Raw genomic sequence first — 11,839 nt, 5'->3', positions numbered from 1 at the left:
ACGAAAGCAGGGGCTAGGCAGGCGTATCATAAGAACATATATAGAACAAATGCGCCAACTCAGCACTCTCGAAAAGCTCGGCATTCTGGCCGATGCGGCCAAATACGATGCCTCCTGCGCCTCATCGGGCACGGCGAAACGCCATTCGAAAGGCGGCAAGGGCATCGGTTCGACCGAGGGGATGGGCATCTGCCATTCCTATGCGCCTGATGGCCGCTGCATATCCTTGCTCAAGATCCTGCTGACCAATCACTGCATCTTCGATTGCCATTACTGCGTGAACCGCAAGAGCAGCAATGTCCCCCGCGCGCGCTTTACCCCGCAGGAAGTGGCGGACCTTACGCTCAGCTTCTACCGCCGCAATTACATCGAAGGGCTGTTCCTCTCCTCCGGCATCGTCAAAAGCGGCGATCACACGATGGAACAGATGGTAGAAACCGCGCGTATCCTGCGGGAAGAACACGATTTTCGTGGTTATATCCACCTCAAGACCATTCCCGAAGCCTCGCCCGAACTGATCCACCGCGCGGGCCTGCTGGCCGACCGGGTGTCGATCAATGTCGAACTGCCCACGGTGGCGGGCCTCACCCGTCTGGCGCCGGACAAGAATGCCGGCACGATCGAGCATGCGATGGGCGGCATGAAGCAGGCGATTGAGGAGGCGAAGGATGCAAGGAAGCGCTTTCGTCACGCGCCGCGCTTTGCCCCCGGTGGCCAGTCCACGCAGATGATCGTGGGGGCAGACGGGGCCAGCGATACCGACATCGTGGGCAAGGCCAGCCGCCTCTATGGCAATTTCCGCCTGCGCCGCGTCTATTATTCGGCCTTCAGCCCCATTCCCGATGCGAGCGCGGTGCTGCCGCTGAAACGCCCGCCGCTGGTGCGCGAACATCGCCTCTACCAGTCCGACTGGCTGATGCGCTTCTACGGTTTTGCCGCCGATGAAGTGGTGGCGGCCGCCGGGCCGGATGGTAATCTGCCACTGGACATTGATCCGAAACTCGCCTGGGCTCTGAAGTTTCGCGAACAATTTCCAGTGGATGTGAACCGTTCTTCGCGCGAAATGTTGCTGCGCGTGCCGGGGCTGGGCACACGCGCGGTGGGCCAGATCCTTGCCAGCCGCCGCCACCGTACCTTGCGGTTGGAGGATGTGGCGCGGCTGACCACCTCGCTGGCGAGAATCCGCCCTTTCATCGTCACCGCCGACTGGCGTCCCACTCTGCTGACCGACCGCGCCGATCTGAAAGCGCTGATTGCGCCCCGGCAGGAGCAATTGGAGCTGTTCGGGTGATGACCGCGTCCCGCCAACGCCGCGCGGTGCGTCTGGGCGCGTTCTACGCCGTGCATCTGCCCGAAGCCGACGATTTCGCCTTCTGGCGTGAACGCGCGCGCACGCTGGTGCAATGCGATGTGCCGCCTGATCGTGTCGCCTGGGTGGAGCCGGGGGCTACGGGAAGCCTGTTCGGATCAGGTGAGACGCGCCTGCCCGCCGCTCCGCCCGATGCTGCCCCGGTGCGCGCCAGCAAGGCTTTCGTGCAGGCGGCGCAGCTTGCCATCTGCCATTCGGATAGCGAGCGGTTTGGCCTGCTCTACCGCTTGTTGTGGCGCCTGCAGGCCCAGCCGCGCCTGCTCGAAGACCGCGCCGATGCAGATGTGCGCCGTCTGGATGACCTTACCCGGCAGGTGCGGCGCGACATGCACAAGATGCGCGCCTTTGTCCGTTTCCGCCTGGTGCCCGCCGATCCCGATGCTTTCGTGGACGGGTTTGCCAGTGCGGAGGCGCAGGAGCATTACGCCGCCTGGTTCGAGCCGGAGCACCATATCCTGCGCAGCAATGCGGGATTTTTCGTGCGCCGCTTTGCCAATATGCGCTGGGCGATCCTGACGCCGCGGGGCTCGCTGCACTGGGACGGGCAGGCGCTGTGCGAGGGGCCGCCGGCGGTGAAATCGGATGCGCCATCAGGCGATGCGGCGGAGGATCTGTGGCGGCGTTATTACGCCTCCATCTTCAACCCCGCGCGGCTGAAAATCGGCGCGATGGTGAAGGAAATGCCGCGCCGGTATTGGCGCAATCTGCCTGAGGCTGAGTTGATTGGCGATCTGATCGCGGGTGCGCAGGGGCGCGAGGCGCGGATGATCGCCACCGGCGCTGCGCCCGATCGGGCAGAGCGGCCCGCCAGTCTGGCCGCGCTGGCCGATGCGATTGCCGCCTGCCGCCGCTGCCCCATCGGTGAATGCGCCACGCGAGCGGTGGTGGGCGAAGGGCCGGATGAGGGGCGCTTTTCCGGCCTGATGATCGTGGGCGAACAGCCGGGGGATGAGGAGGACAAGGCCGGTCGCCCCTTTATCGGCCCGGCGGGGCAGGTGCTCGACCGGCATCTGGCGCAGGCCGGCATTGATCGCGGCGCGGCGCGCGTCACCAATGCGGTGCGCCATTTCAAATTCGTGCAGCGGGGCAAGAGGCGGCTGCACCAATCGCCCACTGCGCGCGAAATCGACATCTGCCGCTGGTGGCTGGATGCGGAACGGGCGCTGGTCAAACCGCGCATCGTGCTGGCGCTGGGGGCAAGCGCGGCGCGCGGCCTGCTGGGCCGCACTGCCAGCATCGCACGCGAACGCGGGCGGCCGTTGCCGCTGGATGACGGCAGCGAACTGTGGATCACTGCGCACCCGTCTTACCTGCTGCGTCTGGAAGGGGCGGCGCGGGAGGAGCAGGAGCGCCTGTTCGCCGCCGATCTCGCCGCCGTAGCCGCGCGCTTGGCGGAGGTGAGCGAGGGTTAAAGCGCGATGCCCGAAAACGACCTTCAGGTGCCGCGCCGGACATTAGTGCATGAGGCCGGGGATAGAACGCCACCCCCGCGCGCCGCCTTTGTCGAACTGGGTGTGGCGAGCTGTTTCTCCTTCCTGCGCGGCGCGTCCGATGCGGTGGACCTGGTGTTGCGCGCCCGTGTGCTGGGCTATGATGCGCTGGGACTTGCCGATGCCAATTCCTTTGCCGGGGTGGTGCGCCTTCATACCGAGGCGCGCGCGCTCAATATCCGCCCGGTGATCGGCTGCCGAATCGAGGTGGTGGAGGGGCTGGCTTTCCTGGCCTATCCCACAAACCGCGCCGCCTATGGCCGCCTCTGCCGCCTGATTTCCGCCGGTCGCATGGCGAAACTGGACGGCGAATGGCAAGACAAGGGAGCCTGCGACATTTCGCTCCCCATGCTGGCGGAGCACAGCGAGGGCGTGCAGCTGATCCTGCTGCCGCCCCGCGACCTGGCCGCGCCGCTTACCGTGCCGGCATGGGGCAGCAATGTGGTGGGCATGGATGGCAGCGCCTATCAGGAACAGGTGACAGGCGGCTTTGCCGATATCCTGCCGCATCTGGCCGCAGGTCTGCCCGCGATGCGGCATATTGCCGCCAGCTACCTTTACCGTGGCGACGATGTGGCGCGGATCGAGCGGCTCGATGCGCTGGCCCGCGCCAATGGCTGCGCAATTCTGGCGACCAATGATGTGCATTACCATGCGCCCGATCGCCGCCCCTTGCAGGATGTGATGACCGCGATCCGGCACAAGACCACGGTGGCCGCCGCCGGGCATCTGCTTCACGCCAATGCCGAACGGCATCTGAAAGCGCCGGAGGAGATGCAGGCGCTGTTCGCCCGCTGGCCGCACGCCATCACTGCCGCACGCGAAGTGGCCGATGCCTGCACTTTCAGCCTGGAGGAGCTGCGTTACGAATATCCGGAGGAGATTTACCCTGACGGCATGAGCCCGCAGGATTACCTCGTGCAGCAGACATGGGAAGGGGCAAACTGGCGTTATCCCAATGGCTTGCCTGAATCTGTTAAGGAAGCGCTGGAGCGCGAGCTGGCGCTGATCGGCAAGATGGATCTGGCGCGCTATTTCCTCACCATCAAGGATATCGTCGATTTCGCGCGTGCGCAGAATCCGCCCATTCTGTGTCAGGGGCGCGGCTCCGCTGCCAATTCGGCGGTGTGTTATGTGCTGGGCATCACTGCGGTTGATCCCGCCAAGCACCAATTGCTGTTCGACCGGTTCATATCCGAAGACCGCAAGGAGCCGCCCGACATCGATGTCGATTTCGAACATGAGCGGCGCGAGGAGGTGATCCAGCACATCTATGCCAAATACGGCCGCCACCGCGCCGGGCTGTGCGCCACGGTGATCCATTACCGTCCGCGCATGGCGATCCGGCAGGTGGGCAAGGCCATGGGCCTGACCGAAGATGTCACCGCCGCGCTGGCGCGCACCGTATGGGGCGGTCACGGGCACGAGATTGGCGAGCGGCACGCAGCCGAAGCGGGGGTGGACATCACCGATCCACACCTCAGACGCGTGCTGAAACTGACCGAGCAAATGATTGGAATGCCGCGCCATCTGGGGCAGCATGTGGGCGGTTTCATCCTGACGCAAAGCCCGCTGATCGAGACGGTGCCCATCGGCAATGGCGCGATGCCGGATCGCAGTTTCATCGAATGGGACAAGGACGATATCGAGGCGCTGGGGATACTCAAGGTCGATGTGCTGGCGCTGGGCATGCTTACCTGCATCCGCAAATGCCTTGATCTGCTGGAGGCGCATCACGGCCGCGCGCTGACGCTGGCGAGTGTCCCGCGCGAGGATCCCGAAACCTATGCCATGCTCAGGCGCGGGGATTCGCTCGGCGTGTTTCAGGTGGAAAGCCGCGCGCAGATGAACATGCTGCCGCGCCTGCGCCCACGCGAATTCTATGACCTTGTCATCCAGGTGGCGATCGTGCGGCCCGGCCCGATTCAGGGCGACATGGTGCACCCCTACCTCAAGCGCCGCCGGGGGGAGGAGCCGGTGGTGATCCCCGCGCCCGGCGCAGGCCACGGCCCGCCCGATGAACTCACCAGCATTCTGGGCCGCACTCTGGGCGTGCCGATCTTTCAGGAACAGGCGATGAAGATCGCGCTGGATGCGGCGAAGTTTTCCGGCGCGGAGGCGAACCGGCTGAGGAAAGCGATGGCGACCTTCCGCAGCCGGGGCATGGTAGACGAGTTGCAGGACATGATGGTGGAGCGCATGGTGGCGCGCGGATACGACCGCGACTTTGCCCAGCGCTGCTTCAACCAGATCCGCGGTTTTGGCGAATACGGCTTTCCCGAAAGCCACGCGGCCAGCTTTGCGCATCTCGTCTATGTGTCGAGCTGGCTCAAATGCCATTTTCCCGCGGCTTTCGCAGCGGCCTTGCTCAATTCGCAGCCGATGGGCTTTTACGCGCCCGCGCAGATCGTGCGCGATGCGCGCGAGCACGGGGTGGCCGTGCTGCCGGTGGATGTGAACGCGTCCGAATGGGATTGCACGCTGGAAAGGGAAGGCGCGCGGATCGCCTTGCGCCTTGGGCTGCGGCAGGTGGACGGCCTGCCCGAACATATCGCCGCGCGCATCGTCGCCGCGCGCGCGGAGGGCGGGACGTTCACCGATGTGGAAGATGTGCGCGCCCGTGCCCGTATCGGCCCGGCTTATGTCGAGAAACTGGCCAGCGCCGATGCCTTTGGCTCGCTGGGCCTCACCCGGCGGCAGGCCTTGTGGGATGCGCGCAGCCTGATCGGCGCACCTGATCTGCCGCTGTTCGCCCATGCGCAGGCGCGTGGCGAGGGGGTGGAGAAAGGCCGCGCGGTGCTGCCCGCCATGCCGCTGTCCGAAGAAGTGGTGGCCGATTACCAGACCACGCGCCTGTCGTTGAAGGCGCATCCCATGGCTTTCCTGCGCGCCGATCTGGCGCAGCGCGGCTTTGTGCGCGCCTGCGACTTGCGCGACCGGAAATACCGCAGCATGGTGCAGGTGGCGGGCGTGGTGCTGATCCGCCAGCGGCCCGGATCGGCAAAGGGCGTGTGCTTCATCACGCTGGAGGACGAGACGGGCGTGATCAACCTTGTCATCTGGCCCGATCTGAAAGAGCGGCAGCGCAAGGTGGTGATGGGGTCGCGGCTGATGGAAGTGCGCGGGCGGGTGGAATATGATGACGAGGTGATCCATGTCATCGCGCACCACATGACTGACGCCACGCACAGCCTGCACCGCCTGTCGGACGATCTGCTGCAAGCCCCGTTGGCGCGCGCCGATCTGGCGGGTTCCTTGCCAAAGAATGCGCCCCAAAACGCGCCTGCTCTGCCGCCCAGCCGCAGCCATCCACGCAATGTGCGGATCATTCCGCCGTCTCGTGATTTTCACTAGGCATGAGGATCAGCCGCAAGGTTGGCCGCTTTGGCCTGGATCGTGCCATCCTGATGCTGCTCGCGCTGCTGGGCCTTGGTCTCGCCGCACGCGGATGGCTGGAGGATTACCCGCAGCACAATCCCTTTGCGCCGCTGGAAATCGCCCATCCGCCGGGCTGGGCCACCGGCATGAAGCTGGACGCGCTGCGCCAGGATGTGGACGCATGCCGCGCCGTGCTGGAACGCGGCGGCATCGCCTTTGATACGCTGCCACCTGCGGGGGAGGGGCAATGCGCAAGGCCCGATCGCACGGTTCTGGACGGTGGAGGCATCGCGCCTGCCAATCCGCAGATGACCTGCCCGGTGGCCGCCGCGCTGCATATGTGGCTGGCCCATTCGGCCCGGCCCGCCGCGCTGGAAATCCTTGGCTCTCCGCTTGCCCGGATCGAGCATATCGGCACATTCAGTTGCCGCCGGATCGGCGGGGGTGAGGGCGGCAATTGGAGCGAACATGCCACCGGCAACGCCATCGACATCGCCGCTTTCGTGCTGGAGGACGGTCGGCGGATCACCCTGATCGGTGGATGGAACGGGAACGACGCCGAACAGGCATTCCTGCGCACAGTGCGCGATGGGGCCTGCGCGGCCTTTGCCACCGTGCTCTCTCCCGATTACAACGCCGCGCACGCCGATCATTTTCATTTCGATCAAGCGCCGCGCCGGATTGGCGGGGTGTGCCGTTGAGCAATTATACCGGTTCGAGCGCGTAACCCGCCGAGCGCACCGTGCGGATCGGGTCGCGCGCATTTTCCACCGCAATGGCCTTGCGCAGGCGGCGGATATGCACATCGACGGTGCGCTCTTCGATCTCGCTGCCAGTGCCCCAGACCGCATCGAGCAGCTGATTGCGGCTGAACACGCGGCGCGGATGTTCCATGAAGAACTTGATCAGGCGGTATTCCGTGGGGCCGATCTGCAACTGGCGGCCGCGCCGTTCCACCCGGTGCGCCACGGGATCGAGCCGTAGGTCGCCCGCCTCGATCGCTTCGCCGGCAAGCGCGGGACGCACACGGCGCAGCACGGCGGACACGCGGGCGAGCAATTCGCGCGGCGAAAACGGCTTGGTCACATAGTCATCCGCGCCCGTTTCCAGCCCGCGCACCCGGTCATCCTCACCCTCGCGCGCGGTGAGCATGATGATGGGGACATGCGCGGTTTCCTTGTTGCGGCGCAGGCGGCGGCATACCTCGATCCCGCTGATTCCTTCGATCATCCAGTCAAGAATCACCAGATCGGGTGCTTCCTCGGATGCCATCACCATCGCTTCCTCGCCATCGGCGGTGACGCGCACATCATACCCTTCGTTCTCGAAACGGTATTCGAGCAGTTCGGCAAGGGCCGTATCGTCTTCAACAAGCAGCAGTTTGGGTGCGGACATATTGCGCTTTCCAAAGGGCGGGGGACATCCCCGCCCGTTCCTTCGCCGCCACCATATTACATTTCTGTGTCAGAAATGTTTCAGCGCTCGATTTCGGTGGGATAGGAACCCAGTGCGACGAAGTGAACCAATTCCGCGATGTTGGTGGCATGGTCGCCAATGCGTTCAATATTGCGCGCCACGAACAGCAACTGCGCCGCGCTGCTGATCGTGGCCGGGTTTTCGACCATGTAGCTGACAAGGTTGCGGAATACGCTGTCGTAAAAGGCGTCAACCTTGTTGTCGCGCGCAATCACCTCGCGCGCCACGATGGGGTCGCGCGCGGCATAGGCGGTGAGGACATCGTGCACCATCTCCGCCGCCACCTCGGCCATGGCGGGAAGCAAGGTCAGCGGTTCGAACCGGCTGCGCCCTTCGATGCGCCCCGTGCGCTTGGCAATGTTCTTGGCATAATCGCCAATCCGCTCGATCACGCCGGCGATCTTCAGCGCGGCGATGATTTCGCGCAGATCGTCCGCCATCGGTGCGCGCAGGGCGAGCACGCGGATCGCCATCGCGTCGACTTCGGCCTCCAGCGCATCGAGCTTGGCATCACGCTCCACCACCTGGCGGGCCAGTTCCTCGTCACCCGTGACAATGGCTTCCATCGCCTGCTGGATGGCAAGTTCCGCCAAGCCGCCCAGCTCGGCAATCAGGCCGCGCAGGCGGGTGATGTCTTCGTCGAACGCCTTGACCGTATGCTCTGCCATCAACCGTACCTGCCTGTAATGTAATCCTGTGTGCGCTTCTCGCGCGGATTGGTGAATATGTCCGATGTATGACCGTATTCGACCAGATTGCCGAGATGGAAAAAGGCGGTGCGCTGCGAAACGCGCGCGGCCTGCTGCATCGAGTGGGTGACGATCACGATGGCATAGCGGCCGCGCAGTTCGTCAATCAGCTCCTCGATCTTGGCGGTAGCGATGGGGTCGAGCGCGGAACACGGCTCGTCCATCAGGATCACTTCGGGATCGACCGCAATGGCGCGGGCAATGCACAGGCGCTGCTGCTGCCCGCCCGAAAGCGCGGTGCCCGAATCGTCCAGCCGGTCTTTCACCTCGTCCCACAGGCCGGCCCGCTTGAGGCTGCGCTCGACAATCGCGTCCATCTCGCTCTTGCCTTCGGCAAGGCCGTGGATGCGCGGGCCGTAGGCGATGTTTTCGTAGATCGATTTGGGGAAGGGGTTGGGCTTCTGGAACACCATCCCCACGCGGGCGCGCAATTGCACCACGTCCATGCCCGATTGGTAGATATCCTCGCCATCCAGTTCGATCACGCCTTCGACACGGGCCGAGGAAATCGTGTCGTTCATGCGGTTGAGCGTGCGCAGAAAGGTGGACTTGCCGCAGCCCGACGGGCCGATGAAGGCGGTTACATGTTCGGTGCGGATGTCGATCGACACATTGTCGATCGCCTTCTTGTCGCCGTAGAACACCGAGACATCGGTGGCGCGCATTTTCGGCTCGCCCAGGTCCTGCGCGGCGGTCGTGTCGGCGGACAGTGTTTCGGAAGTCACCATTTCTTTTCGAACCTGTTGCGCAGATAGATGGCAAGGCCATTCATCAGCAGAAGGAAAACCAGCAGCACGATGATAGCTGCACTTGTGCGTTCCACGAAACCGCGCGTCACCTGGTCAGACCACAGATAGATCTGCATCGGCAGCACGGTGGCGTTGTCTGTGAATCCGCTGGGTGGTGTGGATACAAAGGCGCGCATCCCGATCAGCAGCAGCGGCGCGGTTTCACCCAGCGCGCGGGCCATGCCGATGATCGTGCCGGTCAGAATGCCGGGCAGGGCGAGCGGCAGCACATGGTGGAACACCACCTGCACCGGCGATGCGCCCACGGCCAATGCGCCGTCGCGGATCGATGGGGGCACCGCCTTGATCGCGTTACGCCCGGAAATCACGATCACCGGCATGGTCATCAGCGCCAGCGTCATCCCGCCGATCACCGGCGCGGATCGCAGTGTGGGGAACAGGGTGAGGAAAACGGCCAGCCCCAAAAGGCCGAAAATGATTGAAGGCACCGCAGCCAGATTGTTGATCGACACCTCGATAATGTCGGTCCAGCGGTTACGCGGAGCGTATTCCTCAAGATACAGGGCGGCTAGCACGCCGATCGGGAAAGCCAGCAACAGGGTGACGATCATCGTGTAAAACGAGCCGACGAGCGCGCCCCAGATGCCCACGAGCTGTGCATCGGTAGCGTCCGCCCGCCGGAGAAATCCGAAATCGAACGCGCGCCGCACATGGCCCGCTGCCTCCAGCTCGCGCGCCAGGGGCTGCAATGCTGCCTGGCCCTCGCCGAGATAGGCGGTGGAGAAACGATCGGTCGTGGGCAGGGCAAAGGTGCCGCCGCTCCGCACGATGGAAGGATCGGCAATGATCGCGGCTGCGACTTCGCGCCAGGCTTCGGAATTGATCTGCGCCGCGCCCGCCTCTCCCAGCGTCTTTTCCGCGGCGAAGCTGACGATTTCGGGCAGGCCCTGGCTTTGCAAGGCACGGATCGCTGCGCCTTCATTGTCGGTCTGCATGACGGTCAGGCCCATGCCCTCGAAACTCACCGGCACGTCGAAAACGGTGCGCTGAAACCCGCCCAGGCCATTCCAGATCATGGTGCCGAGCAGGAAAACAAGCACAAACAGCGAAAAGCCCACCGCGCCAAGCCCCAAGGCCTTGAAGCGGCGTTCCTGCGCGTAACGCTTCTTTAGCCGCGCTTCGAATGCGGGAGAGCGCGTCGGCGTGACAATCGGGTTTCCTGCGAGAGTGCCAGTCATGGTCACAGCCTTACTCATACGCTTCCCGGAACCTCTTCACCACGCGGAGCGCAATGACGTTAAGAGCCAGCGTGATCATGAAAAGCACCAGGCCCAGCGCAAAGGCGCTGAGCGTGGCCGGGCTTTCCAGACTGGCTTCGCCTGTCAGCATGGCGACAATCTGGAATGTCACGGTCGTCATGGCTTCAAACGGATTGGCGGTCAGGTTTGCGGCGGCGCCGGCTGCCATCACCACGATCATGGTTTCGCCAATCGCACGGCTGATGGCCAGCATGACGCCCGCCACAATGCCGGGCAAGGCTGCAGGGATCAGCACGCGGCGGATCGTTTCGTTCGTGGTCGCGCCCATCGCCAGTGAACCGTCGCGCATGGCCTGAGGGACAGCGCTGATTGAATCGTCGGCAAGCGAGGAGACAAGCGGAATGATCATGATGCCCATCACCATGCCCGCGGCCAGCGCACTTTCGCTCGACGCGTTGGAAATCCCGATGGCAACGCCGAAGTCGCGCACGGCAGGCGCCACCGTCAGCGCGGCGAAATAGCCATAAACCACGGTTGGCACGCCGGCCAGAATCTCCAGCGCGGGCTTGATCCATTTGCGCGCCTGCGGACTGGCATATTGGGTGAGGTAGATTGCGGACATCAGGCCCAGCGGAATGGCGACGATCATCGCGATGATCGCGCCGATAAAGATTGTGCCCCAGAACAGCGGGATCGAGCCATAGCGCGCAGGGTCGGGTGTCATCGACATGGGGTCCGGCCCCCAATGCGTACCCAGCAGGAAATCTACCGGCGAAACCATGCCGAAGAAACGCACGGTTTCGAACACCAGCGTGCCGAAAATGCCCAAAGTGGTCAGGATCGCTACGGTTGAGGCAACGAACAGAACAACCAGAACGCCGCTTTCAATGCGCGATCGGGCGCCGAAATTGGGTTTGAGGCGGGTAAAGGCCCAATACGCACCCACCAGGCCCAGCAGCAGCGCCACCACCACGCCGATCCAGTTATAGAGCGCCATCGCTTCGCGGAAGGTTTCAACCAGCGGCTGCGCTTCGGGAATCAATGCCCGGTCGGCAAGGCCCATAGCCACGACGCGCGCTTCATCCAGAATGGCATCGCGGCGCAGCCCAAAGGCGGGGAGGGCCGCCGCATCCGGACTGGACAGCACGTGTTGCAGCACGAGATTGCCGGAAATGCCACGCCACAACGCCGCAAAGGCGAGCATCGGCAGGCCGATCCACAGGCCTGCATACCACGCATGATGGATTGGCAGAGAGGGGATCTTGCCCCCTGGCGCTTCCCTGCGGAAACGCCATGCCCGCGCGCGTGCCACCAGCCATCCGGCCAGACCCAGCCCGATGGCGAGGAGAAGCGGTATGACTGATGACAT

Annotated in this window: 9 protein-coding genes; 4 read left to right on the top strand and 5 right to left on the bottom strand. The window is 64.2% G+C overall.

The window, feature by feature from the left end; genetic code table 11:
- Positions 1–49: 49 nt before the first annotated feature.
- The 4 genes from WFP39_RS02015 to WFP39_RS02000 are packed head-to-tail and all read left to right on the top strand — an operon-like array spanning position 50 to position 6,938.
- Positions 50–1,291: a putative DNA modification/repair radical SAM protein gene (locus WFP39_RS02015; RefSeq protein WP_336917458.1), complete on the top strand. Its 1,242-nt coding sequence runs from the start codon at positions 50–52 to the stop codon at positions 1,289–1,291.
- Positions 1,291–2,781, top strand: a complete 1,491-nt coding sequence (locus WFP39_RS02010; RefSeq protein WP_336917457.1) for a UdgX family uracil-DNA binding protein — start codon at positions 1,291–1,293, stop codon at positions 2,779–2,781. The genes WFP39_RS02015 and WFP39_RS02010 overlap by 1 nt, the downstream gene beginning before the upstream one ends.
- A 6-nt stretch (positions 2,782–2,787) precedes the next feature.
- On the top strand, positions 2,788–6,213 hold the full coding sequence (locus WFP39_RS02005) for an error-prone DNA polymerase (RefSeq protein WP_336917456.1): 3,426 nt from the start codon (positions 2,788–2,790) through the stop codon (positions 6,211–6,213).
- 2 nt (positions 6,214–6,215) lie between these two features.
- The gene (locus WFP39_RS02000) at positions 6,216–6,938 is read left to right on the top strand and encodes an extensin-like domain-containing protein (protein WP_336917455.1); all 723 of its coding nucleotides are present in this window, start codon (positions 6,216–6,218) and stop codon (positions 6,936–6,938) included.
- Positions 6,939–6,942: 4 nt separating this feature from the next.
- Here WFP39_RS02000 and phoB read toward each other — a convergent pair whose 3' ends face one another.
- The 5 genes from phoB to pstC form a co-directional block, all read right to left on the bottom strand.
- Positions 6,943–7,632 (bottom strand): phosphate regulon transcriptional regulator PhoB, encoded by a 690-nt coding sequence (gene phoB, locus WFP39_RS01995; RefSeq protein ID WP_336917454.1) that lies wholly within the window; start codon positions 7,630–7,632, stop codon positions 6,943–6,945.
- 80 nt (positions 7,633–7,712) lie between these two features.
- Positions 7,713–8,381: a phosphate signaling complex protein PhoU gene (gene phoU / locus WFP39_RS01990; RefSeq protein ID WP_336917453.1), complete on the bottom strand. Its 669-nt coding sequence runs from the start codon at positions 8,379–8,381 to the stop codon at positions 7,713–7,715.
- A complete protein-coding gene (gene pstB / locus WFP39_RS01985) occupies positions 8,381–9,190 on the bottom strand; it encodes a phosphate ABC transporter ATP-binding protein PstB (RefSeq protein ID WP_336917452.1) in 810 nt (269 codons plus the stop codon). Before pstB ends, phoU begins: the two co-directional genes overlap by 1 nt.
- Entirely contained in the window at positions 9,184–10,467 is a 1,284-nt protein-coding gene (gene pstA, locus WFP39_RS01980; RefSeq protein ID WP_336917451.1) for a phosphate ABC transporter permease PstA, read from the bottom strand. Before pstA ends, pstB begins: the two co-directional genes overlap by 7 nt.
- On the bottom strand, positions 10,460–11,839 hold the full coding sequence (gene pstC, locus WFP39_RS01975) for a phosphate ABC transporter permease subunit PstC (protein WP_336917450.1): 1,380 nt from the start codon (positions 11,837–11,839) through the stop codon (positions 10,460–10,462). Before pstC ends, pstA begins: the two co-directional genes overlap by 8 nt.

It is taken from the genome of Alteraurantiacibacter lauratis (assembly GCF_037154155.1).
In the GTDB taxonomy this organism is placed as follows: Bacteria; Pseudomonadota; Alphaproteobacteria; order Sphingomonadales; family Sphingomonadaceae; genus Alteraurantiacibacter; species Alteraurantiacibacter lauratis.
The sequence above is the reverse complement of the archived record's forward strand: the minus strand, read 5'-3'. Positions and strand labels throughout refer to the sequence as shown.

Excerpts from the sequence above, each read along its gene's own strand:
- WFP39_RS02015 (WP_336917458.1), top strand. The coding sequence starts at position 50 with ATGCGCCAACTCAGCACTCTCGAAAAGCTCGGCATTCTGGCCGATGCG.
- WFP39_RS02010 (WP_336917457.1), top strand. The coding sequence starts at position 1,291 with ATGACCGCGTCCCGCCAACGCCGCGCGGTGCGTCTGGGCGCGTTCTAC.
- WFP39_RS02005 (WP_336917456.1), top strand. The coding sequence starts at position 2,788 with ATGCCCGAAAACGACCTTCAGGTGCCGCGCCGGACATTAGTGCATGAG.
- WFP39_RS02000 (WP_336917455.1), top strand. The coding sequence starts at position 6,216 with ATGAGGATCAGCCGCAAGGTTGGCCGCTTTGGCCTGGATCGTGCCATC.
- phoB (WP_336917454.1), bottom strand. The coding sequence starts at position 7,632 with ATGTCCGCACCCAAACTGCTGCTTGTTGAAGACGATACGGCCCTTGCC.
- phoU (WP_336917453.1), bottom strand. The coding sequence starts at position 8,381 with ATGGCAGAGCATACGGTCAAGGCGTTCGACGAAGACATCACCCGCCTG.
- pstB (WP_336917452.1), bottom strand. The coding sequence starts at position 9,190 with ATGGTGACTTCCGAAACACTGTCCGCCGACACGACCGCCGCGCAGGAC.
- pstA (WP_336917451.1), bottom strand. The coding sequence starts at position 10,467 with ATGAGTAAGGCTGTGACCATGACTGGCACTCTCGCAGGAAACCCGATT.
- pstC (WP_336917450.1), bottom strand. The coding sequence starts at position 11,839 with ATGTCATCAGTCATACCGCTTCTCCTCGCCATCGGGCTGGGTCTGGCC.